24 protein-coding genes and 1 pseudogene are annotated in these 25,606 nt (G+C 59.5%); 11 read left to right on the top strand and 14 right to left on the bottom strand.

Going from position 1 to position 25,606, the window contains the following annotated elements; translation table 11 throughout:
• Nucleotides 1–145 precede the first annotated feature (145 nt).
• Both dnaG and rpoD read left to right on the top strand, forming a co-directional pair.
• Nucleotides 146–2,059: a DNA primase gene (gene dnaG, locus WA367_RS11700; RefSeq protein WP_336056908.1), complete on the top strand. Its 1,914-nt coding sequence runs from the start codon at nt 146–148 to the stop codon at nt 2,057–2,059.
• A 320-nt stretch (nt 2,060–2,379) separates the two neighbouring features.
• Nucleotides 2,380–4,374, top strand: a complete 1,995-nt coding sequence (gene rpoD, locus WA367_RS11695) for an RNA polymerase sigma factor RpoD (protein ID WP_336056907.1) — start codon at nt 2,380–2,382, stop codon at nt 4,372–4,374.
• 123 nt (nt 4,375–4,497) lie between these two features.
• Here the strand turns inward: rpoD and WA367_RS11690 are convergent, their stop codons facing one another.
• The gene (locus tag WA367_RS11690) at nt 4,498–4,824 is read right to left on the bottom strand and encodes an SH3 domain-containing protein (RefSeq protein ID WP_336056906.1); all 327 of its coding nucleotides are present in this window, start codon (nt 4,822–4,824) and stop codon (nt 4,498–4,500) included.
• Nucleotides 4,825–5,141: 317 nt separating this feature from the next.
• Nucleotides 5,142–5,729, bottom strand: coding sequence for a TetR/AcrR family transcriptional regulator (locus WA367_RS11685; protein WP_336056905.1), 588 nt, complete (start codon nt 5,727–5,729; stop codon nt 5,142–5,144).
• Nucleotides 5,730–5,799: 70 nt separating this feature from the next.
• On the opposite strand from WA367_RS11685, the gene WA367_RS11680 reads away from it, so the two are divergent.
• On the top strand, nt 5,800–6,210 hold the full coding sequence (locus tag WA367_RS11680; RefSeq protein WP_336056904.1) for a VOC family protein: 411 nt from the start codon (nt 5,800–5,802) through the stop codon (nt 6,208–6,210).
• 252 nt (nt 6,211–6,462) lie between these two features.
• Nucleotides 6,463–6,882, top strand: a complete 420-nt coding sequence (locus tag WA367_RS11675; RefSeq protein ID WP_336056903.1) for a secondary thiamine-phosphate synthase enzyme YjbQ — start codon at nt 6,463–6,465, stop codon at nt 6,880–6,882.
• Between the two features lie 3 nt (nt 6,883–6,885).
• On the opposite strand, the gene WA367_RS11670 is transcribed toward WA367_RS11675, so the two are convergent.
• Complete coding sequence (locus WA367_RS11670; protein WP_336056902.1) at nt 6,886–7,587, bottom strand: orotate phosphoribosyltransferase; 702 nt, start codon at nt 7,585–7,587, stop codon at nt 6,886–6,888.
• Nucleotides 7,588–7,618: 31 nt separating this feature from the next.
• Entirely contained in the window at nt 7,619–8,659 is a 1,041-nt protein-coding gene (pyrC, locus tag WA367_RS11665; RefSeq protein ID WP_336056901.1) for a dihydroorotase, read from the bottom strand.
• 137 nt (nt 8,660–8,796) lie between these two features.
• Here pyrC and WA367_RS11660 point away from each other — a divergent pair, with 137 nt between their 5' ends.
• From WA367_RS11660 to WA367_RS11650, 3 genes are all read left to right on the top strand, one after another.
• A complete protein-coding gene (locus WA367_RS11660) occupies nt 8,797–9,180 on the top strand; it encodes a YciI family protein (RefSeq protein ID WP_336056900.1) in 384 nt (127 codons plus the stop codon).
• Nucleotides 9,180–10,439 carry an RNA polymerase sigma factor gene (locus WA367_RS11655; RefSeq protein ID WP_336056899.1) on the top strand — a complete coding sequence of 420 codons (1,260 nt, stop codon included), beginning with the start codon at nt 9,180–9,182 and terminating at the stop codon, nt 10,437–10,439. Before WA367_RS11660 ends, WA367_RS11655 begins: the two co-directional genes overlap by 1 nt.
• A gap of 165 nt (nt 10,440–10,604) precedes the next feature.
• Nucleotides 10,605–11,042, top strand: a complete 438-nt coding sequence (locus WA367_RS11650) for an FKBP-type peptidyl-prolyl cis-trans isomerase (protein ID WP_336056898.1) — start codon at nt 10,605–10,607, stop codon at nt 11,040–11,042.
• A 98-nt stretch (nt 11,043–11,140) separates the two neighbouring features.
• Here WA367_RS11650 and WA367_RS11645 read toward each other — a convergent pair whose 3' ends face one another.
• The 9 genes from WA367_RS11645 to WA367_RS11605 form a co-directional block, all read right to left on the bottom strand.
• Nucleotides 11,141–11,431 (bottom strand): HlyU family transcriptional regulator, encoded by a 291-nt coding sequence (locus tag WA367_RS11645; RefSeq protein ID WP_336056897.1) that lies wholly within the window; start codon nt 11,429–11,431, stop codon nt 11,141–11,143.
• A gap of 76 nt (nt 11,432–11,507) precedes the next feature.
• Nucleotides 11,508–12,392, bottom strand: coding sequence for an SDR family oxidoreductase (locus WA367_RS11640; protein ID WP_336056896.1), 885 nt, complete (start codon nt 12,390–12,392; stop codon nt 11,508–11,510).
• A 39-nt stretch (nt 12,393–12,431) separates the two neighbouring features.
• Nucleotides 12,432–13,007 carry a TetR/AcrR family transcriptional regulator gene (locus WA367_RS11635; RefSeq protein ID WP_336056895.1) on the bottom strand — a complete coding sequence of 192 codons (576 nt, stop codon included), beginning with the start codon at nt 13,005–13,007 and terminating at the stop codon, nt 12,432–12,434.
• Between the two features lie 130 nt (nt 13,008–13,137).
• Nucleotides 13,138–13,575, bottom strand: a complete 438-nt coding sequence (locus WA367_RS11630; RefSeq protein ID WP_336056894.1) for a YqaA family protein — start codon at nt 13,573–13,575, stop codon at nt 13,138–13,140.
• 80 nt (nt 13,576–13,655) lie between these two features.
• On the bottom strand, nt 13,656–14,561 hold the full coding sequence (locus WA367_RS11625) for an NAD(P)-dependent oxidoreductase (protein ID WP_336056893.1): 906 nt from the start codon (nt 14,559–14,561) through the stop codon (nt 13,656–13,658).
• 32 nt (nt 14,562–14,593) lie between these two features.
• Nucleotides 14,594–15,364 carry a GntR family transcriptional regulator gene (locus tag WA367_RS11620; protein ID WP_336056892.1) on the bottom strand — a complete coding sequence of 257 codons (771 nt, stop codon included), beginning with the start codon at nt 15,362–15,364 and terminating at the stop codon, nt 14,594–14,596.
• Nucleotides 15,365–15,391: 27 nt separating this feature from the next.
• Entirely contained in the window at nt 15,392–16,384 is a 993-nt protein-coding gene (denD, locus tag WA367_RS11615) for a D-erythronate dehydrogenase (RefSeq protein ID WP_336056891.1), read from the bottom strand.
• A 23-nt stretch (nt 16,385–16,407) separates the two neighbouring features.
• Nucleotides 16,408–18,225 (bottom strand): IlvD/Edd family dehydratase, encoded by a 1,818-nt coding sequence (locus tag WA367_RS11610; RefSeq protein WP_336056890.1) that lies wholly within the window; start codon nt 18,223–18,225, stop codon nt 16,408–16,410.
• Nucleotides 18,226–18,360: 135 nt separating this feature from the next.
• Nucleotides 18,361–19,248 (bottom strand): hypothetical protein, encoded by an 888-nt coding sequence (locus WA367_RS11605; RefSeq protein ID WP_336056889.1) that lies wholly within the window; start codon nt 19,246–19,248, stop codon nt 18,361–18,363.
• Between the two features lie 649 nt (nt 19,249–19,897).
• On the opposite strand from WA367_RS11605, the gene WA367_RS11600 reads away from it, so the two are divergent.
• The 3 genes from WA367_RS11600 (at nt 19,898) to WA367_RS11590 (ending at nt 23,375) form a co-directional block, all read left to right on the top strand.
• Complete coding sequence (locus WA367_RS11600; protein ID WP_336056888.1) at nt 19,898–20,824, top strand: hypothetical protein; 927 nt, start codon at nt 19,898–19,900, stop codon at nt 20,822–20,824.
• 80 nt (nt 20,825–20,904) lie between these two features.
• Nucleotides 20,905–21,225: a hypothetical protein gene (locus WA367_RS11595; protein ID WP_336056887.1), complete on the top strand. Its 321-nt coding sequence runs from the start codon at nt 20,905–20,907 to the stop codon at nt 21,223–21,225.
• Nucleotides 21,226–22,244: 1,019 nt separating this feature from the next.
• Complete coding sequence (locus WA367_RS11590; protein ID WP_336056886.1) at nt 22,245–23,375, top strand: AI-2E family transporter; 1,131 nt, start codon at nt 22,245–22,247, stop codon at nt 23,373–23,375.
• Nucleotides 23,376–23,786: 411 nt separating this feature from the next.
• Here the strand turns inward: WA367_RS11590 and WA367_RS11585 are convergent, their stop codons facing one another.
• Nucleotides 23,787–24,884: a sensor histidine kinase gene (locus WA367_RS11585; protein WP_336056885.1), complete on the bottom strand. Its 1,098-nt coding sequence runs from the start codon at nt 24,882–24,884 to the stop codon at nt 23,787–23,789.
• Between the two features lie 457 nt (nt 24,885–25,341).
• Between WA367_RS11585 and WA367_RS11580 the strand changes: the two are divergent.
• Nucleotides 25,342–25,606: pseudogene (locus WA367_RS11580) on the top strand (ATP-dependent Zn protease); the annotation flags it as partial.

Raw genomic sequence — 25,606 nt, 5'->3', positions numbered from 1 at the left:
CTCGATCCCTTGAACAAGCCGTTAAATGGCCGGTGACCACCGGTTAACCCTGCGTGCGCCTGTGGATAATGAGAATGATGAGGCTAGCCGGTCGCAGCACGCTTCAAAGGGGGGTATAGGACAGGCGTAGGAGATCAGAACTTCCATGCGCTTCCCGCCTTCATTTCTGGACGAAATACGCGATCGTGTGCCGATTTCGCAGGTGGTCGGGCAGCGCGTCACCTTCGACAAGCGCAAGACCAATGCGGCGCGCGGGGATTTCTGGGCCTGCTGCCCCTTCCATGGCGAGAACACGCCGAGCTTTCACTGTGAAGACCGCAAGGGGCGGTATCACTGCTTTGGTTGCGGCGTCTCGGGCGATCATTTCAAGTTTCTGACCGAACTTGACGGGATGGGCTTTCCCGAGGCTGTCGAACGTGTGGCGGAGATGGCCGGTGTGCCAATGCCCGCACGTGATCCGCAGGCCGAAAAGCGTGAGAAGGAACGGGCGAGCCTGACCGATGTCATGGCGATGGCGGCAGAGTTCTTCCGGGACAAGCTGCAGGGGCCGGAAGGGGCCGAAGCGCGCGCCTATTTGCGTTCGCGTGGGCTGTCGCCTGCCACACAGCAGGCATTTGGCTTAGGATTTGCGCCTGACAGCCGGAATGCGCTGAAAAACCATCTGACGCAGAAAGGCGTAGCGCCCGAACAGATCGAGGCCTGCGGACTGGTGCGGCATGGGCCGGATATTCCGGTTTCCTATGACTGGTTTCGCGGCCGCATCATGTTTCCCATCGAAGATACACGCGGCCGCGTGATTGCCTTCGGGGGCAGGGCACTTTCGCCCGACGTGCCTGCGAAATACATGAATTCGCCGGACACCGAGCTCTTTCACAAGGGGAATGTGCTCTACAATCACGCACGCGCGCGCCGTGCCTCGACCAAGGGCGAGCCGGTCATTGCCGTTGAAGGCTATATGGATGTGATCGCGCTGGCGCAGGCAGGCATCGAAAATGCCGTTGCGCCGCTCGGCACCGCGCTGACCGAGAACCAGCTTGAACTCCTGTGGCGCATGTCGGGTGAGCCGGTGCTCTGTTTCGATGGCGACGAGGCCGGTTTGCGCGCAGCCTATCGTGCCGCCGACATGGCCTTGCCAATGGTGCAGGCAGGGCGCTCGCTTCGCTTTGCGCTCCTGCCGGAAGGGCAGGACCCGGATGATCTCGTCAAGGCAGAGGGCCGCGGCGCATTTGATGAACTTTTAGGCCAGGCGCGGCCTCTGGCCGATCTCCTGTGGATGCGCGAGACCAATGGCCGCGTCTTTGATACGCCTGAGCGGCGGGCTGAGCTTGAGCAGATCATGCGCGAGCTCTCAGGCCGTATTCGCGATGAAAATGTGCGCCGCCACTATGCGCAGGCATTGCGCGAAAAGGTCGTCAATTTCTTCGGTTCGACCAACCAGCGTCGCGGCAAGGGTGGTGGGGAGCGCTATGGCAAGCGTTCAGGAGGCGGTGGCGCGCAGGCCGGGCGCCTGCCCATGAGCGAAAGCCTGGCACGGTCGGCACTGATCCGCAAGGCTGGCGCTTCCATGCCGGTGCGCGAGGCGGTGCTGGTGCTGACAATGGTCAATCATCCAGCACTTATCGACGAGTTCTTCGATGCGCTTGAACGGCTTGAGCTTTCAAGCCGGGAGCTTGCGCGGTTGCGGGCGGGCATTCTGGATGCCGTGGCCCATGATGTGCCGGCCGAGCGTGATGCGATGCTTGAGGCATTAGCCGCAAGCAATCTCGACCAGATCGTCGAGCAGGCGGAAGTGCTCGCCCGGCGTGCGCGCCAATGGCCAGCTCTTGCCGATGCGGCTGATGAGGATGCGCGCGAGGCCTTTCTCCAGGCCCTGCACTTGCACCATTCGGCGAGCTTCTTACATAAGGAGCTGAAAGCTGCAGAAATGGCGCTGGCAAACGAACCGACGGAAGAAAACTATCGTCACCTCGTTCAAATTCAGGCCGAGTTGAGAAATGTGCAGGCTACCGAGGCGCTGATCGAAGGCTTCGGGCAACTTTCTGGACGCACCGGTCGCTAGGATTTCCAGATCGCAAGCGAGCCGGATGGACACGAGGTCCGGTGAAAGTGAAGCGTGATTCGCTTTTTTGGGGCGAATCATGGCACAGCCGCTTGACCTTTGTGACAATAAGCGGAATCAGGATCGATTCGAGATTGCAGGGTGCGAAAGTGCCCGCGAAGTGCGTTCAGCGCTTCATGGACGGGTCAGAGGGCCTGCCATAGATAACAGGGTTAATCGGGCTTTAACGTGGAGACGGCTAAGGCCTGAGTAACGCGCGAATCAGGCTGTGGGATGCGTAAGGCGTGATTCCGAACCCGGCCGGTTGGAGAAGACAAGGCATGGCGACAAAAGAGAAGGAAGAGGTCGAAAACGAACGCGAGGGCGCTGACGGCCCGCTGCTCGACCTTTCCGACGACGCAGTCAAAAAGATGATCAAGGCCGCCAAGAAGCGCGGCTATGTGACGATGGACGAGCTGAACTCGGTTCTTCCGTCCGGTCAGGTGTCCTCCGAGCAGATCGAGGATACGATGGCGATGCTGTCCGATATGGGCATCAATGTTGTCGAAGATGAGGAAGCCGGCGAGGAAGCCGACCGCGACAGCGGTGAGGAATCCACCGAGCTTGCCGAACAGACCGGCACAGCCGTTCAGACCACTCAGAAGAAAGAGCCGACCGACCGCACCGACGACCCAGTGCGCATGTATCTGCGCGAGATGGGTTCGGTGGAGCTTCTGTCGCGCGAGGGCGAGATCGCCATCGCCAAGCGCATCGAAGCCGGTCGCGAGACGATGATCGCCGGGCTTTGTGAGAGCCCGCTGACCTTCCAGGCGCTGATCATCTGGCGTGACGAACTCAACGAAGGCAAAATCCTTCTGCGCGAGATCATCGATCTTGAAGCCACCTATGCAGGGCCCGAGGCCAAGCAGGCTCCGGTGGTGCAGCGCGAGGAAGAGGAAGCAAAGCCCGCCGATGACAAGTCACGGCGTGCACGCAATGACGACGTGACCAATGTCGGTGGCGAAGGTCAGCCTGAAGAAGAGGATGACGAGGAAGACGAGGCAAATCTGTCTCTGGCAGCCATGGAAGCCGAGCTGAAGCCGGCCGTCATGGAAACCCTCGACTTCATCGCCGAGACCTACAAGAAGCTTCGCAAGCTGCAGGACCAGCATGTGGAGTCTTCACTGGCCGATGGCGACAGCCTCTCCGACAGCCAGAAGAAGCGCTACAAGCAGCTGAAAGACGAGCTCATCAAGTCGGTGAAGTCGCTTTCGCTCAACAATCAGCGCATCGAAACGCTGGTCGAGCAGCTTTACGACATCAACAAGCGCCTCGTGCAGAACGAAGGCCGCCTGCTGCGCCTTGCCGAAAGCTATGGCGTGAAGCGCGAGGACTTCCTCAAGCACTATCAGGGTTCGGAGCTTGATCCGAACTGGGCGGAGAATGTGGCCAATCTGCCCGGCAAGGGCTGGAAGGAATTCTCGGCCAAGGAAGCCGGCACGATCGAAGGGCTGCGTTCGGAAATCCAGAATCTCGCCCAGGAGACCGCTATCTCCATCGGCGAGTTCCGCAAGATCGTGAACCAGGTGCAGAAGGGTGAGCGCGAGGCGGCTATCGCGAAGAAGGAAATGGTCGAGGCAAATCTGCGCCTCGTGATTTCCATCGCGAAGAAATACACGAACCGCGGCCTTCAGTTCCTGGATCTGATCCAGGAGGGCAATATCGGCCTGATGAAGGCGGTGGACAAGTTCGAGTATCGCCGCGGCTACAAGTTCTCCACTTATGCGACCTGGTGGATCAGGCAGGCGATCACGCGTTCCATCGCGGATCAGGCCCGCACGATCCGTATCCCGGTTCACATGATCGAGACGATCAACAAGATCGTGCGCACATCGCGCCAGATGCTTCACGAGATCGGCCGCGAGCCGACGCCGGAAGAGCTGGCGGAGAAGCTGGCCATGCCGCTTGAGAAGGTTCGCAAGGTTCTCAAGATCGCCAAGGAGCCGATCTCGCTCGAAACGCCTGTGGGTGACGAGGAGGATTCACATCTTGGCGATTTCATCGAGGACAAGATGGCGGTTCTGCCGATCGATGCGGCAATCCAGGCCAATCTGCGCGAGACGACCACGCGCGTTCTGGCTTCGCTGACGCCGCGCGAGGAACGCGTGCTGCGCATGCGTTTCGGCATCGGCATGAACACCGACCACACGCTGGAAGAAGTCGGCCAGCAGTTCTCGGTTACGCGCGAACGTATTCGCCAGATCGAAGCCAAGGCGCTTCGCAAGCTCAAGCATCCAAGCCGCTCGCGCAAGTTGCGCAGCTTCCTGGACAGCTAAGGCTGGTAGGTTGGAGTTTCAAAGGCCCCGTGGAATTCCGCGGGGCCTTTTTTCTTGGCAGAGGGCGCTTTTTTTGCGCTCTCCCTTAGCAGATAACACCACGCGGGCAGGCTTCGCTGGATATCAGCCAGCACCTGCGACGAGCCATTTGCCGTGGACCCAGCCTTTTCGGCGGGGCTGGCCATAATAGACGCCGAACCAGGAGCCTTTTTGCGCGCATGTCCTGACCGTGTCGCCGTTATGCAATTCGTCGATCTTCCGATAATTGGTGCCCGGACCTGTGCGCACGGCCAGAAAACCGTCGCCATTGGGATTAAGGCCGGAGACGATGCTTCCTGCGCAGCCTGCCGCTTGCGCGTCCTCCAGAATTTGGAAATCGACATCCATCTGCTGTGCGGCCGCGGTGCCGCCAGATAGCGCCAGAACCAGTATGAGTGACCGGATCTTCATCGTGAACCCTCCTCCGGAAACAGAGGAATCTACGCCCTCGCGCTGTTGCACACAAGTTGCAGGCCGTGGGAGCGGCGTAGAGAAGTCCATGCTCTGTCTGGATACCAGAACGATGCTGCGCAGGTATATCTGATTGGAGCGGGCGAGGCGGCACACCCCCTCCGTCCTGCCGTACATCTCCCCCTCATGGGGGGAGATTGGCTTTCATCCAAGCTCTGCATGCAACCAAGACGCAATGCGTCTCCGCGGCCTATTGCGCTAATAGTCACGGGTTGGCAGAGCGAGGGCGGCCATGGGGCCTGACCCGATGGATGGAATTATTCCCGCAACCCTGTGATCAGCGCCTCCAGCACCTCGATCTGCTCATCAATGCTCCCGCCGCTCTCCACCGCCAGTGCAGCCCGGTCGAAGGCGGCGCCGAGCTGGGCGGTGAGTGGGCCTAGCGGCAGCTTTTTGATCAAGCCGGCATCCATGGCCGCCTGAAGGCCTTCTGCCAATGTGCGATTGCCGTTTTGCGCGTCGATCTCCTCAAGGCGTTCGCGCCCAAGCACTGTCGGACCTTCCACGAGTACAAGCCGGGCGCGGCCTTTTTTCTGCATGGCCTGCAGATAGGCCTTGCCGCCCGTGATCAGCGCTTCAGGCGGGGGCAGGGAAGGCGGTGTGGCCGCTTCGATTGCCTCTGCTGTGGCTTTCGCCTCCTGCTCGATCACGGCGGTGAAGATCGCAGCCTTGTCATCAAAGTGATGGTAGAGCGCGCCGCGGGTTACCTGTGCCCGCGCCACGATTTCGGGGGTGCCGGTTGCGGCATATCCCTTCTCAACGAACAGTTCGCGCGCGGCTTCAAGCAGTGCCGTGCGGGTGGCCTCACTGCGTTGCTTGTTCGTGCGCCTGCTTTTTTCTTGCATACATGCAGCCTGTATGTTTCTATTCATATACATACAGACTGTATCTTTTTTGGAGCGCAAGGAGCAAGGGATGAAGACGACCAGCTACTACCCTGTTTTAATGGTGGATGACGTGACCGACACTGCCGCGTTCTATCGAACCCATTTCGGCTTCAAGGAGGTATTCGCGGCAGACTGGTATGTGCATCTGCAGTCGGAGAGTGACGAGAATGTCAATCTCGCCATTCTTGCCGGTGATCATGCCACCATTCCGGAGGAGGGGCGCGGGCGCAGTTCGGGCGTGCTCCTCAATTTCGAGGTGGAGGATGCGCGCATCGAATATGAGCGGCTGAAAAAGGCCGGTCTGCCAATGCTTCTGACGCTGCGCGACGAGGCGTTCGGACAGCGGCACTTCATCACGAAGGACCCCAATGGCGTGCTGATCGACGTGATCACGCCCATCGAGCCGAGCGAGGCATTCAAGGCGCAGTATCTGGGCTGAGGGAGCGTGCTGGTCGGATGGTAGAGCGCGGCACGCCCCCCCTCTGTCTTACCAGACATCTCCCCCACAAGGGGGGAGATCAGCTTACGTCACCGTCGTTCGCTCTCGTTAAGCGCAATGCCTCTCCACGACTAATCTCCCCTTGTGGGGGAGATGCCCGGCAGGGCAGAGGGGGGCAATTCCGGGCGCGATGTTCCGCGACCAACCCTCCCCCGGTCTTGACAGCACGCGGTCATCGCGCAAGCTGCGGGCATGCAGCATAGGACAATCAGATTTCAGACCTCAGGGCAGGGACTTTACGAATTTACTGACCGGGTGAATGCGTTTGTGCGCGAAAGCAGTGTGGATACCGGTCTGCTTACGGTCTTTGTTCGCCACACATCCTGTTCGTTGATCATTCAGGAGAATGCCGATCCTGATGTGCAGCGTGACCTGATGGTCTTCTTCCGCAAGCTCGTTCCGCCTTCGAATGACCGTGAGATGGACTGGATCGTCCATCGGCTGGAAGGACCGGACGACATGCCCGCACATATCAAGGCCGCGCTGACGCAGACCTCGATCGGCATTCCCGTCATTGATGGAGAAACGGCGCTAGGCACATGGCAGGGCATCTATCTCTTCGAACACCGCGACCACCCGCATAACCGCGAAGTGGTGCTGATGTTCTCCTGAACCTCAATCCCGGCTTGGCAACTCCGAGATGCCGCCATTGGCGGCGGACCATTTGAGAGGTTCCTTCAGGAATTTCTCCACCTCGTTGAGGGTGTTCTCGTCGAAGCGGCCTTCCTTGCGGCAGACATTGAGTACGTCCCACCAGGTGGTCAGATAGTGCAGGCGCATGCCGGCTTTTTGCAGGCGGTCGGGCGTGTCGGGGAAGATGTCGTAGTAGAAGACGGCGAAGGTGTCGGTGACTTCGGCACCGGCCTTGCGGATGGCTTCGGCGAATTTCACCTTGGAGCCGCCGTCAGTGGTCAGATCTTCCACGAGCAGAACGCGCGCGCCATCGGCCAGATTGCCTTCAATCTGGGCATCGCGGCCAAAGCCTTTCGGCTTCTTGCGCACATAGAGCATCGGCAGCGACAGGCGGTCGGAGAGCCAGGCTGCGAAGGGGATGCCGGCGGTTTCGCCGCCAGCAACGGCATCGAACTGCTCGAAGCCTGCCTTGCGCAATACGGTGGAGGCGGCGAAGTCCATGATGGCCGAGCGGATGCGCGGATAGGAAATCAGCTTGCGGCAGTCGATATAGACCGGGCTCGCAATGCCGGAGGTGAAGGTGTAGGGCTCGTCGGCGCGGAAATGCACGGCTTCAATTTCGAGCAGCATGCGGGCAACCGTTTCGGCGATGAATTCCTTGTCCGGGAATGTGTTGGCGAACATAGGCTTTGGCTTTCTATCTGTACTGCGCAGGCTATTCGGCCACGCGCCAGTGAAGCGGGAACATGGGGTCGAAGACGGTGATGCGGTCACTGCCCGCCATCACGCCTGATGGATATTCCACCGGGTCTTCTTCGCGGATGAGTGTGAGGCGCTCGCGGTTTGGTGGCAGGCCGTAGAAGGTCGGGCCATTGAGCGAGGTGAAGGCCTCAAGCTTGTCGAGAGCGTCTTCTTCCTCGAAGACATGAGCGAGACAGGCCATGGTGTTGGGTGCAGAGAAGACGCCTGCACAGCCGCAGGCGCTTTCCTTCAGCGGATCGAGATGCGGCGCGGAATCGGTGCCGAGGAAGAAACGCGCTTCGCCCGAGGTTGCCGCATCGCGCAGGGCCAGGCGGTGCATTTCGCGTTTGGCGACCGGCAGGCAATAATAATGCGGGCGAATGCCGCCAGCCAGGATCGCATTGCGGTTGATGATGAGGTGGTGCGTGGTGATGGTCGCACCGACGCGCTCATCCTGTGAACGCGCGAAATCCACGCCATCCTTGGTCGTGATGTGCTCCATCACGATCTTCAGTTCCGGCAGGCGCTTGCGCAGGGGAGAAAGCACGCGCTCGATGAAGACAGCCTCGCGGTCGAAAATGTCGATCTCGCTGTCGGTCACCTCGCCATGGACGCAAAGCGGCAGGCCGATCTCGGCCATGCGCTCAAGAACCGGCATGACCTTCTCGATATGGCGCACGCCGCTTTGGGAATTGGTGGTCGCACCGGCAGGGTAGAGCTTGACCGCCGTGATGACCCCATCGCGAAAACCTGCTTCAACATCAGCGGGTTCTGTCGCTTCGGTCAGGTAAAGAGTCATCAGGGGCTTGAAGCCAGTGTCGCCGGGAAGGGCTGCCATGATGCGTTCGCGATAGGCGATTGCATCTGTCGTGGTGACGACAGGCGGCACCAGATTGGGCATTATGATGGCGCGGGCAAAATGCGCGGTGGAATGGGGAGCGACAGCTTCAAGCACCGCGCCGTCGCGCAGATGCAGATGCCAGTCGTCCGGCTTTGCGATCTCGAGCTTTTTCATGAGTTGAGAGACATAAACGGTTTGGCGCAGCGCGCAAGGTGACAGACCCATAAGCGCACCCGCTTCCCACGAAAATTCTCGTACGCGTTGTCGGTTCGGTGCATCATCGCGCGTCTTCATGGGAGAAGGAGAACGCGATGCTCTATGCTGTGCTTTGCTATCACGACGAGGCGGAGGTGGACTCCTGGAGTGCCGAGCAGGATGCGGCTGTCGTTGCCAAACGGGGCGCTGTGGCAAAAGAGCGGCTACGGCCAGAGCAGATGGGCCCGGTCTTGCGGCTGGTGCCGACAAGTGCGGCGACTACAATCCGCAGTTCGGGAAAGGGCGAACTTGTTCTGGACGGGCCATTTGCCGAAACCAAGGAGCAGCTTCTGGGGCTTTACGTCGTGGAATGCGACACGCTCGACGAAGCCATCGAACTTGCGCGTGAGATGAAGCGGGGCGAGGGCGGGGCTTTCGAGGTGCGACCGCTGCGGGTCTTTCGCCAAGGGGCGCTGCCTGCGGAGGTGGAGGTCGGCTGATGCAGGATGTGGCCGATTTTGCTGCCATGCTGACGGGCGCGCGGCCACAGGCCATGGCCGCTTTGCTGCGCTATTTCCGCGATCTCGACCGTGCTGAAGACGCATTTCAGGAGGCGAGCCTGCGTGCCATGCGCAACTGGCCAGAGAAGGGGCCGCCGCGCGATCCGGTGGCCTGGCTGGTCTTTGTCGGGCGAAACGCGGTGGTAGACGGATTGCGGCGGCAGGCGCGGCAGGTGGCACTGCCTGCCGAGGAGACGCTTTCTGACCTCGAAGACCACGAAACCGCTGTGGCCGCACGGTTGGATGAAGCCGATTATCGTGACGACATCCTGCGCCTTATGTTCATCTGCGCGCATCCGGAGCTTCCGCCGACGCAACAGGTGGCGCTGGCCCTGCGCATCGTTTCGGGCCTGAGTGTTGCCGAGATCGCTGCCGCTTTTCTGGCCAAGGAAAAGGCGGTGGAGCAGCGGATCACGCGCGCCAAGCGCAAGGTGATGGACGCGGCCATACCGTTCGAGGCACCGGATGCGGTGGAGCGGGCACAACGACTGTCGGCGGTCGCCGCAATGATCTATCTGATTTTCAACGAGGGATATTCGGCCAGCGGTGGAGACAGCCATATCCGCAAAGGGTTGTGCGACGAGGCCATCCGGCTGGGGCGTCTTGTGTTGCGGCTATATCCGTCAGACCCGGAAATCATGGGATTGCTCGCGCTCATGCTTCTCACCCATGCGCGCATGCCAGCGCGGCTTGATGCGCATGGAGAGATCGTTCTCCTTGAAGAGCAGGATCGCAGCCTGTGGAACCGCGCTCTGATCGCGGAAGGGCTGGCGCTGGTGGAAAAGGCTGCCCGGCACCGGACGGCGGGTACTTATCAGTTGCAGGCTGCGATCTCCGCCCTTCATGCCAGTGCAAGGACTGCCGATGAGACCGACTGGCGCGGCATCGCTCTGGTCTATCGGCGCCTGGAAGAGCTGCAACCTTCGCCAGTCGTGCGGCTGAACAGGGCAGTGGCCGTTTTCAAGGCCGACAATGCGGCACAGGCACTCGAACTGATAGAGCCGCTTCGCGATCAACTGGCGGGCTATTTCCATTTCCATGGTGTTCATGGCGCACTGCTGAAGGAGCTAGGGCAGCATGATGCGGCGCGGGAAGCCTTCAATCGCGCCATTGCGCTGGCGCGTACCCCAGCCGAAGCACAGCATATCCGTCAGCGGCTGGATGAGCTTTCCGAAGAGCGGGCACGTATTGCAAGGTGACGGAAGGCAACCGGCAAGGGTCGAAAAAGTGCCGCTGGCGGGGTTTACATCACATTCTGAGGGCCTACCCTGTGTTGGAGGCTGCTTTTGAGCGGCCATATCATGGTGCGCGGTCGAAATGTACCAGCACCGGAGAACCACCCCAGGAACGATTGAGAGTTTAAGATGGGCCAGGCAAAAAGCGGCGACACCGTACGCGTACATTATACGGGCCGCCTTGAGGACGGCACGCAGTTCGATTCCTCAGAAGGCCGGGACCCGCTGCAGTTCCAGGTCGGCGGCGGACAGATCATCCCCGGCCTCGAAAAGCAGATCGAGGGCATGAATGAAGGCGAAAAGGCAACGGTGACCGTGCCTGCCGATGAGGCTTACGGGCCACGCGACGAGCGCCAGGTGCAGACCGTGCCGCGCAGCGCTTTTCCCGCGGATCTGGATCTGAAGATGGGTGCCAGCCTTCAAGCAACCACGCCGGAAGGCCGTCAGATCCCGCTGACCGTTGTCGGCATGAGCGATGATGATGTGACCGTGGATGCCAATCACCCGCTGGCCGGTCATGACCTGATTTTCGACGTGGAACTGGTCGAGATCGTCGCGGCAGCCTGATCGGCGAAGCGCCATGAGTAAAGTCAGACTGCCGGGAGGACTACAGCTTTCCCGGCAGTTGCGGCCTGATGCTTGCTGCTCAATCCATGGGCGCCAGCCTAGCCGAAAATCGCTTCCCCTTGCTCATCGATGGTCTGGCGCGCCTTGCGCAGGGCCTGTTCGGCGGCAAGATCGATTGAGGGGAATCGGTCGGCGCGGATCATGCGGTGTTCCTTCACCACGCCGCCGATCTCCTTGGAAATGATCGCACAGGTCTGATATTCGGACCCTTCCTTGTAGGGAGCAGGCTGGATTGTGAAGCCCTTGTGCTCGACAGCTTCTCCGTGGGGTGCAGGACCTGCGCCTTCGCTCGAACTCCCACCACCGAAAAGCTTTTTCCAGAACGACATTCCCAGCTCCTGCCTGTATTCTCTGTTCAATCAAGGGAATAGCGGTGGCAGGCGACAAAGTCCATGTGGTGCGATGTCAGCCTGGCTTGGTGTCTGCTATATCTCCACCAAGAAAACCTGCAGCCACCTGTGACACGAGCTTCAGCCCGTCAGGGTCGAGGCCGGTTTTCAATCGTGTGAACTCTTCGCCCCATTTCGAGGTTCTTGTGCGCAAGGGAGGAGTGGCTGCCTCCATGCACTCAATGACCCTGTCGGCTACTTCGTCCGGCGTCTGATAGATGTCGCTTCCGACCTGACGGTCTTGCGAGCCGCCGATATAGCGCTCCAGGATCGGGCGATACACGTCATCATGCAGGCCACCCGTGCTTTCGAGCTGCTTGAGAACATTGGCGGCGAAATCGGAGCTGATGCCGCCCGGTTCGACGATGGTGATGTTGATGCCGAAGACTGGCGTCAGGTAGCTGGCCAGCGACTCCATATAGCCTTCAACACCAAACTTTGCTGCGCAGTAGAATTCGTTGAAAGGTTGTCCCACGAGGCCGCCGACAGATGAAACCGTGATTATGTGGCCGATTGCGGCTTTTCGCATGTGCGGAATCACGGCCTTTGTGCAGCGCAAGACGCCTTTCAGATTGACGTCGAGCACCCAGTCGATCTCTTCCGGCGTGGCCTGTTCGGTGGTGCGCAGAAAGCCGGCACCGGCATTGTTGATGAGCGTGTCGATACGGCCTTCACGGGCGATGACCGTGTCAACCGCGTTCTGCACACTTGCCTCGTCCTGCACGTCGAGCTGAAGCACTTCCAGCGTCACACCGGCTCTTTGTGCTGCTTCGTCGAGCGTATGCCTCTTTTCCGGCCTGCGCATGGTCGCGTAGACCCGGTGACCCATCTGCGCTGCCTTCACTGCAATTGATACGCCAAGGCCGGTCGAGGTGCCCGTTACGAGTATGATCCTGGTCATCAGAAATATCTTTTCAGGTTTATCTGGTTGTGCTGAAAATCAGGCTGCGCGCAGGCTTGCCCAGACACGCGCGAATGTCTGTTCTATGGTGTCATCGCCCGGGTCCTTGCCCGCCAGAGCGTGAGTGCGCGCGAGGTGCATGGCGGGGCCGATGATGAGGTTGATCGCCACGCCAAGCGGCATTTGCGCCAGCGTTCCGTCGTCGATCGCCGTTCGCACCAGCGTGTTCACTTCCTCTTGGAGCGCTCCCATCTGCTTCCTTTGATCCTCGCTCAGGAGCTGGGCGGCGCCTGCATATTCAAGGAAGAGAAATGCTCCAGGCTGCTCCTTCAGAAAAAGCATGAGTTCATCCCAGAGGCTGCGAATGATCGCGGCGGAAGTGCCTGCCGCAGCGGCACGCATGAGCCGTGCATGAAAGTCGGTCTTGATGCGGATATAGGTCTTCTGGAGCATGTCCTCCTTGTTTTCGAAATGCAGGTAAAGAGTGCCCGCAGATACGCGGGCAGTCCGCGCCACATCCGCCATCCCCGTGGCGCCGATCCCCTTGGAGGTCGCTATATGCACGACTGCTTTAGTTATGGAGGCCTCGACCTGCTCTTTGCTCAACCGTGGCATTAATCACGCTTTCAGTAATGAATATTCATTTCTCTTTATTCGAATTATGCGACAGTGGGTGAGAATGCAATACCGAAAGCGCGAGAAGTGTCAGCCGAGCGTGGCGAGGCTGTCGGCGGGCCGAGTTCGGTCAGCCCCACAGACCTGTCAGGATCGCAGCAAGGACGAGGTAGCGACCGGTCTTTGCGATCGCGACCAAGATAATGAATGACCATAGCGGTTCGCGCAGAACGCCTGCGGCGACGGTCAGGGCGTCGCCGCCCAATGGAGCCCAGGAGAGAAGGAGGCTCCAGCGGCCCCAGCGGTGATACCAGCGGGAAGCCTTGTCCAGTGCTCTCGGGGACACGGGAAACCAGCTCTTGTGGCGAAACCGGTCTATCGCGCGTCCGAGCGCCCAGTTGACCACTGCGCCGAGCGTGTTGCCGATGCTGGCTGCAATCACAAGCGCGGAAAGGGGATGCCCGGCAACATAAAGCCCGGCCAGGGCGGCTTCGGATTGCGCGGGCAGAATGGTGGCGGCCGCGAAGGAAATCAGGAATAGGCCGCCAAGGGCGAAAAGACTGTTCACGCGGTAGTCCGGTCAGCTGTCGAGGATGCGCCCTCAATAGCAGTCATCGACGCGTTTGTGGATGAGGTTGGGAGGAAGACTCAGGCCGGAGCCTTAGTTTCGCCCGTACCCATGCATTTGCCATTCATGGCTTCCAGCCACAGCAGATAGGCGGAATGGTCGTGACGGGGCATGTCCATGGAATTGACGAGCGTATGGAAGGCGTCGCGGGCCTGCTCGGTCAGCGGCAATTTCAGGCCTGCGTGCCGGGCGGCTTCAAGGGCGTTTTCCAGATCCTTCAATTGGAGAGCCGACGGGCCACCGGGGCGGAAGTCGCGCTCGATCATGCGCTGGCCGTGGGCGGTGAGGATTTGCGAGGTCGCAAAGCCGCCCATCAGTGCTTCGCGAACCGCAATAGGATCGCAGCCGCCTTTTTCTGCCAGAAGCAGTGCCTCAGCGACGGCGCCGATTGTGACGGCCACGATGACCTGGTTGGCCAGCTTGGCCATTTGTCCGGCGCCATGACCGCCCACGTGTGTCGGATTGCCCATGCTCTCAAGGAGAGGTCTGGCTGCAGCGAAGTCAGCATTCTCGGCGCCTGCCATGATGGCGAGCGATCCCGCGATCGCACCTTTTTCGCCGCCGGAGACAGGCGCGTCGATGTGGCGGCGGCCATTGCGCTCGAGTTCGGCCGCATGATCGCGTGCGACCGCCGGCTGGATGGAAGACATGTCGATGAAGAGCGCGCCTTCAGGCGCAGCGTCGGCCACGCCATTCTTGCCGAAATAGATCTCGGTCACGATAGCGGAATTGTCGACCATGGTGATAACGGCATCGGCATTTTCGACGGCCTTGCGCGGGTCGTCTGCAACCGTTGCCACATCGCTCAGCGCTTCGGCCTTTTCACGCGTTCTGTTCCACACGGTAACGGAATAACCGGCTTTTGCGATATTGCGCGCCATCGGCGCACCCATGATGCCCGTGCCGATAAGGGTGATGTTCTTCATGAGGATGCCTCCCAGTGCGGGTGTGTTTTGATTCAGGCGCTGCGGGGATTGCGCAGCAGGGCAAGTGCTTCGCGGTCGGCGCGCTCCCGATGGAATTGGTGACAGCGTGCCGCCTCCGCTTCGTCCCCCTTTCGGATCGCGTCGAGAATTGCGCGGTGCTCCTTGTCGGAATCGACCGGGAGCGGCCGCAGGGGAGCAATGGCCGTGCGTACGCGATATTGCTGGTCCCAAAGCTGGCGCAGCATGGATTGCAGCCGCGCATTGCCACACAGCGCCACGATCTCGGAATGGAAGGTATTGTCGAGCTGAGACCACCGATCGATATCGGGCTTCTGCGTGGCGCGCTCCATCTGGTTCAGGAGATTGTCTAACCGAGCATATTCCTCATCGCTCAGGCCGCGGCGTGCGAGAAGCTGTGCGGCCTTGACCTCAAGCGTGGAGAAGACCTCGCAGATTTCCTCCAGTTCTTCAGAGCTGAGCGCGCGCACCGTGATGCCGTGGCGCGGGCGCACATCGACCAGACCTTCCTCTTCCAGCTTGATGAGCGCTTCACGCACAGGCGTGCGGCTCATTGAAAGGAGGTTTGCAACTTCCGTCTCCAGAAGGCTGGTGCCCGGGGGCAGGCGGCCTTCCAATATCCGGTATTTCAGGTCGTGATAGGCGCGCTCGCGGGCAGGCAGGCGGTTGTTGGGCGGCGGACTTGGCCGGTCACGTGCAGCCGGAACTGAACGCGTGGCCGCCTCGCCACCCGGTGCGGCGTGGCGGGAAGAGCCGGGCCCGGTGGGTTTCTCGCTGCTCGCCATCCGCACGCTCCCTTCCGTTCCGGTTGCTCAACCGGCTTTCGCCAGCCGCCCAGCCTGTTCCTCATCCGCGATATGTGCGCGGATGATGCTGTCGAAATCCGCGTCGGCCTTGAAGCCCACTTCTTCAGCGCGCGAGGCGTCGAAGTTGCGGGGCCAGCCGTCGACGATGCGGATGATCGCTTCGTCAGGCTCGTGGCGGATGAGGCTTGCCGTCTTGTCGCCTGCCACCCGCTTCAGCGCCTCGATCATCTCACCGACCGTGATGGACAGACCCGGCATTGTCAGGTTGCGGCGCGCGCCGAGTTTGGCGGTTTCCATGGTTGCCGCATGCATCAGGAAGCCGACCGCGGCCGCGGGGCTTGCCACCCAATGGCGCACATCGGTGGAGACTGGCAGGATCGCTTCCTGTCCGGCCAGCGGTTCACGGATGATACCGGAGAAGAAGCCCGAAGCTGCCTTGTTGGGCTTGCCCGGCCGGACCGTGATGGTGGGGAGGCGGATACCGACACCGTCCACAAATCCCTTGCGGCTGTAATCCGCCAGAAGAAGCTCGCCAATAGCCTTCTGCGCGCCGTAGCTGGTTAGCGGCGTCAGGAAGAAGTCATCTTCGATCTTGTCGGGGAAGGGCGCACCGAAGACAGCGATGGAGGAGGTGAAGACCAGCCGCGGGCAGTAGTCGTCACCCTGTGCGCGGATCGCTTCCAGCAGATAGCGCGTACCATCCATGTTGATGGCGTAACCCTTGTCGAATTCGACTTCCGCTTCGCCCGAGACGATCGCGGCAAGGTGGAAAATGACGTCGGGTTTGTTCGCCACCAGCTTCTCCACCGTCGCCTGATCGGCGATATCGCCGGCGCTGGCGGAAAAACTGATGCTGCCGCTCGAAGGCATGGAGGCTTCCACAACGTCGAAGCCGTGAATGGCTGTGATGGTCTTGCCATTGAGCTGGCCTTCATCCGCCAGGCGTTTGGTGAGCTTGGCGCCCACCATGCCGGCCGCACCAATGATGAGTATCTTCATCCCAGTCTCCTCCCCGGGGTTAATCAGTGATTGTCGCGCGGGACCGGCGGAATGTCGCCGTTTTCGCCGCCCTGCGCGAGCTTGCGGTATTTTGTGGCCGGCTTGAGGACCATGCCTTCTTCCAGCTGGTCGACAATGCCGCGCTGGATTTCCTGCCATGGCGTCTGGTGGGCGGGATATTTGTAACCGCCGGCGGCGTCGAGCTTCCTGCGGCGCTCTTCCAGCTCCTCATCGGAAATAAGGATGTCGGCGCGGCAATTGTTGAGATCGATGCGCACGCGATCTCCTGTTTCCAGCAGCGCCAGTCCACCGCCAACAGCTGCTTCAGGGGATGCATTGAGGATCGAAGGTGAGCCCGACGTGCCGGACTGACGCCCATCGCCAATGCAGGCGAGCGAATGGATGCCGCGCTTCAGAAGATAATCCGGCGCGCGCATGTTCACCACTTCAGCAGCACCCGGATAACCGATCGGACCTGCACCGCGCATGAAGAGGATGCAGTGCTCGTCAATGTCGAGTGCGGGATCGTCAATGCGCTCGTGATAGTCTTCCGGGCCGTCAAAGACGATGGCGCGACCCTCGAATGCCATCGGATCATCAGGGTTGGAGAGATAACGCTTGCGGAATTCCTCATCCACGACGGAAAGCTTCATGATCGCGGAGGAGAAGAGGTTGCCCTTGAGGACGCGGAAGCCGGCCTTTTCCTTCAGCGGCTGATCGTATGGACGGATGACGCGCTCGTCCTCGATCTTCGCGTCGCGGCAGTTCTCGCCGATGGTACGGCCATTTGCAGTGATCGCATCCTCGTGGATCAGGCCCTGACCGATAAGCTGGCTCACGACCGCAGGCACGCCGCCTGCATGGTAGTAGTCTTCGCCGAGAAACTCGCCGGCAGGCTGCAGATTGACCAGGAGCGGCACATCCTCGCCATAGGTCTGCCAGTCATCCACCGTCAGCTCGACGCCCAGATGGCGGGCAATCGCGTTCAGGTGGATTGGAGCATTGGTCGAGCCACCAATTGCGGAATTGACACGGATCGCGTTGATGAAGGCTTCGCGTGTCATGATGTCGGAGGGCTTCAGGTCCTCATGCACCATGTCCACGATGCGCTTGCCGGAAAGATAGGCCACTTCCTGGCGGTCGCGATAGGGGGCGGGAATGGCTGCAGAGCCCGGGAGCTGCATGCCGAGAGCTTCCGCCAGCGAGTTCATGGTCGTCGCCGTGCCCATCGTGTTGCAATAGCCGGTAGAAGGGGCGGAGGATGCGACGAGCTTGACGAAGCCTTCATAGTCGATCTCGCCGGCGGCCATCAGTTCGCGCGCTTTCCAGACGATGGTGCCGGAGCCGGTGCGTTCGCCGCGGAACCAGCCATTGAGCATGGGGCCGACGGAAAGGGCGATTGCCGGAATGTTTACCGTTGCGGCAGCCATGAGCAGCGCGGGCGTGGTCTTGTCGCAACCGATGGTGAGAACGACACCGTCCAGCGGATAGCCGTAAAGCACCTCGACCAGGCTCAGATAGGCAAGGTTGCGATCGAGCGAGGCGGTCGGGCGCTTGCCCGTTTCCTGGATCGGGTGAACGGGAAACTCGATGGCGATGCCGCCAGCCTCACGTATACCTTCACGAAGGCGCTTCGCCAGCTCGACATGGTGGCGGTTGCACGGCGAAAGGTCGGAGCCGGTCTGGGCGATGCCAATGATTGGTTTGCCCGACTGCAGTTCCTTCTGTGAGAGGCCGAAATTAAGATAACGCTCAAGATAGAGCGCTGTCATGTCGGGATTGCCCGCATTGTCGAACCACTCGCGCGAACGCAGGTTTGGCTTGCCGTCTTGCTTGCTCATCGGAAACTCCGCCCATAAGGATGTGGCGGCAATGTATACATAAGAATTTCGGTATGGAAAGGGCGTGGTGACGAATTTTAGTCAGCTCCTGAAGGTAAGTCCTGTGACGCCAGTACACATAGAAGGGCGAGATTGTCAGTGGCCCCAAAGCTCATTGAACCGACCAATGCCTTTATCTAGCCGCTCTACCGAACGCATTTTCTGCTGACGGTCTGACCTGACAGGAGCGCTGTTTATGGCGGCAGTCAGTAATCTCATGAACGAAGCCAAGCTGTCATTGTTCAGCTTTCTTACCGGGAGGTACTTATATTTCTCTTTGCCCAGACCGACACGACGAAGCGCATATTTTATGCGGTTACCTATATGGATCTTAGCGTCAAATGAGAGATTTGTGGATATGTCGACAGGGGCATACCTCGTTCCAATTGTGGCTGCAAAGTCATGCCACTTGGCAGACAGCACGTTGTGGGAAAAGACTACGGGGGTCCAAGGTACTTCATAGGATTCCGCTGTCACCGCGCCGTGGAGGGCTTCTGTAATCAATTGCTCAGCACCAGCAATTTTGGCGAGCGTGGCGGTTGTCTCCTCAAGAGGCGATATATAGGTGATGTTCAGCTGACGACATGCTGCTTCAAGAAACCAGCCTGCACGATCATGTGATTTGTGGTGAGGCATGAACGCCACGCCTGTAGGGTGCGCTTCAGTGAAGAAGCGGCTTACCAGTATGCCGGGATCGATTGCTGCGTAATCCCTGCTCAGTCCCAGAAGGTCGCAGGTAATCGGCCCCCTGAGAGCGTAAATCGTTCGGTTGGCAACACTATAGTGCCCGCGCTTATATCCGGCGCCGGCACCTATGATGTGCTCATGGGTTCCATCTGGAGCATGACGGCCGATTATCGTTCCGATCAGCAGCAATCGGTCACTGCTGGGTCCCTGCAGAGTGCTTCCGAACAATTTCTCCGCGAGAAGCGGGTTCAGCGCGTCGCCGAAATTGGGGATTTCATCATAGAATTGCAGTTGCAAATGCAAATCCCATCCTAATCACTTGCCGGCCCAACGCTATGCAGAAATACCGGGAAATGTGGTGGGCCCGGAGGGACTTCAACCGTACACACCGTAAGTGCCTGATTATAAACGATAAAAAATGGGGTTTGAGTCCTTGCGCAGTGTTCGCAACACCGCTGTGTGTTCAATCGCGTGTACGCTCCAGGAGGGCATCTGTCAATGTTGGTAGAGTATCGGCTTGCGGTGCCGCTCTGGCTAGAAGAGCCCGGTGTTAACCATGCGATCGCGAAAGTCGCGGATCCGGAAGATTGCAACTTGTGATCCTGGGTGATCCGATCCACATTCTGTCCTGCTCCTCATGACGGAGTAGACAAAGCGGCCTCCGCGAGTGTTAGCCCACTCGACGAAGGCCTGACCCGCAACCTTAGTCAGAAGGCATTGGGCTATGAAGACTACTAGCTTATTCGCTTCCCTGGTGGAAGCATATCTCCCTCCAGATCATGTGCATGAGTGCGCGCGAATAGCATCGGGCTGCCGCTTGGGCTGAACTTAGCCGCTCATCTTCATCTGCAGATATCATGCCTTGTCACTCCGCTTCTCTTTCAGTGCGGATGCGCTCTTGATCGTCTGCAGTTCATGCACCGCCGATCTCGTTGGAGTTCCTCCCATGTCAAATGTTTATCGTGCTGCTGCGCGCAGCGCATCCACCTCTCATGCTGCACTCGCAGCTTCTTCCATTGCCCCGGAACTGGAGCCAATTCTTTCTTGTCTTGTTGATCAAGCGCTGGAGGCCATCCGCGCTGGAAACTCTCGCTCTGACGACGTGTTTGGTGACTATGCCGAACTCAATTCCTTCGTTCGCGCTGTCACATTCCACGAGGGCATCCTTCTTGAACAGGGGCTGGAGCGGCTCGCTTCGCTCAGTCCTGATCTGCGGGTCATCAAGTTGTCCGAACCTCTGCCCATCGTCCCTGCAGCACTTGAGCTGCTTGAGCGCAACGACTGGGATGCGCTTGAAGCAATCCATCTGCGCTCTGAGGTTCACTACAAGCAAACCTACCTGCCGGACCTGCTGATCCTCGACCGGGTCGCACGCCGCGCCATCATCATCGACGTCAAAAGATCGCTCTCTTCCTACCAGGAGAGCAAGCTGAAAGTGTTGCGGCGCAAGATGATGGCGGCCGCACTGACCGCAGGCGATGTGCTGCACCAGCAGGGACGGCAGGGGATCGCCGAGATCGATATCGCAATCATCGACGGGTCCGATGAGCAAAGCGCGCAGGAGCGCGGTGTTTTTGCCCTGAGAGAAGTCGGAGAGCTGCTGCGTCTTCCTTTTGCAGGCCAAGCCATGCTCAAACTCCGCGAGATGTTTGCCGCTCGCGTGCAGGACGAGATGCAGCAGCTTTGTCAGCGCTTGGCCGCGGTCCCTTCGGAGCCGGATACGACCAACTCAGACGACTGTCTCGCCTCTGAGGATGCAGAACCGGATAGCGAGGGCGAAGAGGCTGCGGCGAAGGTCGCTGAGCCGATGCCGCCGATCCGCGTGGGATTCGCACGCGGCCTTGGCGCGATAGATCCCGCTGGTCGCGCCTGAAGCGCCACCAGCACGCTTCCCATCCTTTTCTTCAATTTCATCGGCGCAGGGGTCATCGCCTGCGGCAGGAGGCTTTTGCCATGGATGATCAACAGAAAACCCTGTTCCCCAGGAGCATCGGCTTGAGCATGGACGATTTGCGGGAGGGAACTCACCTTGAACGTGCTTACAGGCGCGACAGGTCAGCGGGTGCTGTCGGCGCTGCAATTCGCATGGCCCGACTTGGGCGGCATCACAATCTGCCGATGGCGCAATGGGTCATGCGCCGCCTCGTGGAGATGGTCGATGAAGGTGATCCGACAGCTATTCTCGTATGGCATTGGCTTGCATCGCGAGGTCAGCTCACCTCGGATCAGCAACATCGACCGAAGCTGAGGCTCGTAACAGGAGAGGGGGCATGAGTATGGCTTCTCCCCACGCTCTGGTCCGCGACCGACTCGTTCGCTTCTGGCTGAAGCGTCTGCGGCATCAGACATACAGGCACGCGCTGCAAGCTGCAGTGAACCTAAAAGTTCTTCAGCGCATCTCCGCGGGCGAGGGGGCACCCGTTCTCTATGCGCCCGGACACAATAGTGAGATTTTCTTACGTGGCGGCCTGCGCCGGAAGTTGCGCTTGGAGATGATCGCCAAGTCATCAATCAGGTGCGTCAATGCACGATGATGCATGATGAGGTACGGCCAACCCATGATGCAGTGCCTGCAACGGGAAAAAAATTGAGATGTCTGGATTCAGGATCAGTGGAAGCCGATTCCGGAATGCGAGCCGGCGATTCGGGATAAGGGAAAAGCGATTCCGCCAGCCGAAGAATGCATCTCCACGTGCAGGCAAGGCATCTCGCTTTGAAATAAATTGAGATCTTCGGATTCTGAATCACGGACAAGCGATTCAAATCTCCGGGAAGTAGATTCCGGTAAGGCGGAAAGCGTTACTCCGGCAAACGGCGTACGCTGGCAGCAGGGCAGGGGGACTATCGCTGTTCGTGCAGCAGTCGCCGCCTTCTCCTCCTTCCGCCGGCTTTTGTTCCTTGCATAGGTATCCGGCATCCTTGTCTCGTAGTGACGGAACAGAGGAGAAAGAGCGTGCGCGCGAAGACAAGATAGATGATGCATCGAATGCGCTGCGACGCAAAATGATGGCGGCTGTACTGACCGCAGGCGATGTGCTGCACCAGCAGAGCAGGCAGGGGATCGCCGAGAATTGACATCGCCAATATCGACGGATCTGACGAGCAGAGCGCGCAAGAGCGCGGGGTTTTTGCTCGCCGGAAAGTTGGAGAACTCCTAGGTCTGTCTTGCGCATGCGAGGCTATGCTCAAACTTCGCGCGATTTTTGCCGAGCGTGTTTTTCAGCTGGCCTGCGTGGAGAACGATGTTAGAACATGAAGGAGGGCGAAGAAGAGGTGTGGGAGCGAAGAAGCCGATGACCGACGTCGAAACAGAGGGGTCGGAACGGGTGGCGCGGGAAGATGTCACGGTTTCCATGCCGCGATGGGCGATCATCGGCATTTTTCTGATGCTGCTGGTAGGTGGCCTTGCCTATGCCCGGGATTTCCTGATGCCGGTTGTCCTAGCGCTGCTCCTGCAGCTCGTCTTCAGCCCGGTCCGACGTCAGCTCGAACGATGGGGCCTCCCCTCGGCGCTGGCCGCGATTCTGATCGTGGGGACCCTGGTGACCGGTGGTGCAGCCGGTGTCGCCAGCCTCGCCGTGCCGGCGAGCGGTTGGGTCGACCGGGCTCCGGAGATCGGCCTAGAACTCCGCGAGAAGTTCGAGGAGATCCGCGGTGTCACCGAAGGCGTGGAAGAAGCGGCACAGCAGGTCGACGAAATCACGGAAAGTGAAGAGGAGCCAGGCGTTCAGCGCGTCAAGGTCGAGGAAGAAGGGAACGCACTCGCAATAGCGATGTCGCTGCCGGCGGTGCTGGCCCAGGTTGTGTTCACGCTGATCCTGCTCTTCTTCCTGCTCTCTTCCGGCGACATGTTCTACGAGAAGATCGTCTACGTCCTGCCCAGCTTCAGGGACAAGCGCAGGGCGATCCGCATCGCCTATGACATCGAACGGAAACTCTCGCGCTATTTGTCCACCATTGCGCTGATCAACGCTGGCCTCGGCGTGTCTGTGGGGCTGGTCCTTTGGTGGCTTGGTATGCCGAGCCCGGCGCTATTCGGAGTCCTCGCATTCCTGCTCAACTTCATACCCTATGTCGGCTCGCTACTCGGCGTTGGCGCGGCGGTCATCGTCGCCATCGTGACGCTCGACACCCTGAACCAGGCGTTTGCTGTCGGAGCGGTCTATTTCGTACTGACGAGCATTGAGGGCCAGATCGTCACACCGTACTTCGTCGGTCGCAGCCTGCGCCTCAACACCGTGGTCGTCTTTCTGTCCGTCACGCTTTTCGCCTGGCTCTGGTCAGTAGTGGGCATGCTGGTCGCCACCCCGCTTCTCGTGGCGGTACGGACATTTTGCGAGCACGTCCCCGGCCTCCAGAACCTCGGCCATTTCCTGTCCGCACGAGGTGCGGAGTCAGAAGTTTCTGAAACCTCCGATTCATGATGTGACCCTCAGCCGGTATGATGGCGAGATACAATATGGCGGGATTTGCACCCACACCCAATCTCCTTCCCTCTCCCTCCTGCTTAGAGGCCTTTCCCGTCTTCACAGAAGGCCTGTTGGAAGAGCCGTTGTGATACCTATTCGATCCAGCTAGAAACGCTCGATCATCGCTGGCCCGCTTTTAGTCATCGAGGGGGGCATAGATGGTGACCGCGATGCCGCCGCACGCATTGGCGATAAACATCCTATGCGTCACTCCGGCAATGTTAGCCTCGTCGGTTCACGCCCCTCACTCCGACGTACGCTACCCCGAAAAGCGGCCATTTATTTTTGACCCGCCGCCCCAGTTGACTTTGTTGCAATTCGGGAATGACGCACCTCGCAATCGACGAGAAGCTCACTCCGACCTTGTTAGGCGGGGAAGGCCACGGTGACACACGAACCGCGCCCCGAAGGCGATCGACCTGCGATGACCCGCCCGTCCAACTGGCTAGCGAGGGCAGCTACTACTTTCGTTCCCAGCCCACCTCCAGATGTTGGATTGTAGCCTGACGGTAAACCGCTGCCCTCGTCGCAAACGCTAATCTCGTGCGTCTTGGACGTGATCCTGAAATAGACGTCGATCTTTCCTTCACCATGCTTTGCAGCGTTGGTGACGAGTTCGTTGACTATGAGACCGATTGACTGAATGCGGGTTGTTGGGACTTCACCTTCGTCGCCACCGACGGATATGGGCTTTCCTACAATGTCCGACAGGTCGGCGCATAACCGTCGCAGAAACGTGATGCAGGAAGTGAACTCGGCCGCCTCGCCAGACTGGAAGTGACGATGCACACGCGCCACTGCCGCCACGCGGTTGGCCGCGATTTTAAGCTGTTCTGCAGTCGCGTCCGAAAGATGATCCCCACGGCTTTGCAGGGTCAGCATGCCCGAAACGAACTGCAGACTATTCATGACGCGGTGGTCAATCTCGCGCGCCAGGATCTCAGCCTTGGCAACTGCATTTCGGGCGGAGAGCCGCAGTTCCATTTGATCCATGACTACGGATGCGAGGTCTTTGAGGTCTTCAATTTCATCAGCGGCGACGGTACGCGGTGCTTTGTCGATGACGCAGAGAGTGCCGAGATTGAAACCGTCACTAGTCGTTAACGGTACGCCGGCGTAAAAGCGCAACCCGAAGTCCCCGGCGACAAGTGGGTTCGCGAGAGAGCGGGGGTCAACGCTCGCATCCGGCAGGATATGCGGTTCAGGTGAAAGGATGGCCGATGCGCATAGACCGGGCTCGCGGTCGATCTGCTCCACCGGAAGTCCATGATGGGATTTGAACCAAATGCGATCACTGTCGACAATACTGATTATCGCGATCGGCACACCGAAGCGGCGGGCTGCTATCACTGTTACACGGTCGAACGCGCCGTCTGGTGGTGTGTCGAGAATATCGTAACGCCGTACAGCGGCCAAACGCTGAGGCTCGTTCCTGGGAATGATGCTTGGCGTGAACGCGGTCATAACAGAGCGATATCCCAACCTGATTTTAGGGAGCAAGCGGCACTATATAAATCCGTAACAGGAGTGTCGATAGGAAGATCGCCGATGCCGCGGTGCGCGATCGGCGAATATCTGGGTTCATCCTACGAAAGCTGCAGGTCGAATCACCACCCCAACGCTGAATTTTTGTAGCGATCTGGTGGTGGGGTGGGAACCGGACGGGCAGAGGATTGTTGGCTGCTGAGAGTGGTTACGTAGACGAAGTTCTGTCGGTCAGTGATCACCATATCCAGACGGTTCAAAACCCGTCTCCCAGCTGCCATGGATGCTGATTCTGGCGAGGTGGAATTAATCCCTCGCGCTACGACATCCGCGTTGATGAAGTCGCCCATCGGCTGGAGATATCGAAAGATCGTGGATTTCCCGGAATCGTTCGCGCGGCAGCTGGCACGCCGTAAACGCCACGCCTTGACACTTGATGATGTGGAGGCGTGGCTATCTCGCAGGTCGAGCGGCTGAAGAGGTAGTGCTTGGAAAACCAACACTTGGTGCAGGTGGTGGTCCGCAATCGGATTTGGCCCAAGGAACCGCGCTCGCCTCCCTGGAAGCCTCTGTCGGAGCGGGAGCACACCAGCCTTTTGTCTACCGATCACCTGATGCCTGGGAGGAGGCTTTGGCTAGTGATCCGGAACTGCGAGCGAGGGTGAGCAAACGCCTGGATGAAGCCTATGCAGAAGCACTTG

Source organism: Nitratireductor sp. CH_MIT9313-5, assembly GCF_037029545.1.
In the GTDB taxonomy this organism is placed as follows: domain Bacteria; phylum Pseudomonadota; class Alphaproteobacteria; order Rhizobiales; family Rhizobiaceae; genus Chelativorans.
Note: the sequence above shows the minus strand (reverse complement) of the source record. Positions and strands in the feature narration are given on the sequence as shown.

What these genes read in the sequence shown, in the direction of transcription:
- dnaG (WP_336056908.1), top strand. Translation starts at nt 146, where the DNA reads ATGCGCTTCCCGCCTTCATTTCTGGACGAAATACGCGATCGTGTGCCG.
- rpoD (WP_336056907.1), top strand. Translation starts at nt 2,380, where the DNA reads ATGGCGACAAAAGAGAAGGAAGAGGTCGAAAACGAACGCGAGGGCGCT.
- WA367_RS11690 (WP_336056906.1), bottom strand. Translation starts at nt 4,824, where the DNA reads ATGAAGATCCGGTCACTCATACTGGTTCTGGCGCTATCTGGCGGCACC.
- WA367_RS11685 (WP_336056905.1), bottom strand. Translation starts at nt 5,729, where the DNA reads ATGCAAGAAAAAAGCAGGCGCACGAACAAGCAACGCAGTGAGGCCACC.
- WA367_RS11680 (WP_336056904.1), top strand. Translation starts at nt 5,800, where the DNA reads ATGAAGACGACCAGCTACTACCCTGTTTTAATGGTGGATGACGTGACC.
- WA367_RS11675 (WP_336056903.1), top strand. Translation starts at nt 6,463, where the DNA reads ATGCAGCATAGGACAATCAGATTTCAGACCTCAGGGCAGGGACTTTAC.
- WA367_RS11670 (WP_336056902.1), bottom strand. Translation starts at nt 7,587, where the DNA reads ATGTTCGCCAACACATTCCCGGACAAGGAATTCATCGCCGAAACGGTT.
- pyrC (WP_336056901.1), bottom strand. Translation starts at nt 8,659, where the DNA reads ATGAAAAAGCTCGAGATCGCAAAGCCGGACGACTGGCATCTGCATCTG.
- WA367_RS11660 (WP_336056900.1), top strand. Translation starts at nt 8,797, where the DNA reads ATGCTCTATGCTGTGCTTTGCTATCACGACGAGGCGGAGGTGGACTCC.
- WA367_RS11655 (WP_336056899.1), top strand. Translation starts at nt 9,180, where the DNA reads ATGCAGGATGTGGCCGATTTTGCTGCCATGCTGACGGGCGCGCGGCCA.
- WA367_RS11650 (WP_336056898.1), top strand. Translation starts at nt 10,605, where the DNA reads ATGGGCCAGGCAAAAAGCGGCGACACCGTACGCGTACATTATACGGGC.
- WA367_RS11645 (WP_336056897.1), bottom strand. Translation starts at nt 11,431, where the DNA reads ATGTCGTTCTGGAAAAAGCTTTTCGGTGGTGGGAGTTCGAGCGAAGGC.
- WA367_RS11640 (WP_336056896.1), bottom strand. Translation starts at nt 12,392, where the DNA reads ATGACCAGGATCATACTCGTAACGGGCACCTCGACCGGCCTTGGCGTA.
- WA367_RS11635 (WP_336056895.1), bottom strand. Translation starts at nt 13,007, where the DNA reads ATGCCACGGTTGAGCAAAGAGCAGGTCGAGGCCTCCATAACTAAAGCA.
- WA367_RS11625 (WP_336056893.1), bottom strand. Translation starts at nt 14,561, where the DNA reads ATGAAGAACATCACCCTTATCGGCACGGGCATCATGGGTGCGCCGATG.
- WA367_RS11620 (WP_336056892.1), bottom strand. Translation starts at nt 15,364, where the DNA reads ATGGCGAGCAGCGAGAAACCCACCGGGCCCGGCTCTTCCCGCCACGCC.
- denD (WP_336056891.1), bottom strand. Translation starts at nt 16,384, where the DNA reads ATGAAGATACTCATCATTGGTGCGGCCGGCATGGTGGGCGCCAAGCTC.
- WA367_RS11610 (WP_336056890.1), bottom strand. Translation starts at nt 18,225, where the DNA reads ATGAGCAAGCAAGACGGCAAGCCAAACCTGCGTTCGCGCGAGTGGTTC.
- WA367_RS11600 (WP_336056888.1), top strand. Translation starts at nt 19,898, where the DNA reads ATGTCAAATGTTTATCGTGCTGCTGCGCGCAGCGCATCCACCTCTCAT.
- WA367_RS11595 (WP_336056887.1), top strand. Translation starts at nt 20,905, where the DNA reads ATGGATGATCAACAGAAAACCCTGTTCCCCAGGAGCATCGGCTTGAGC.
- WA367_RS11590 (WP_336056886.1), top strand. Translation starts at nt 22,245, where the DNA reads ATGACCGACGTCGAAACAGAGGGGTCGGAACGGGTGGCGCGGGAAGAT.
- WA367_RS11585 (WP_336056885.1), bottom strand. Translation starts at nt 24,884, where the DNA reads ATGACCGCGTTCACGCCAAGCATCATTCCCAGGAACGAGCCTCAGCGT.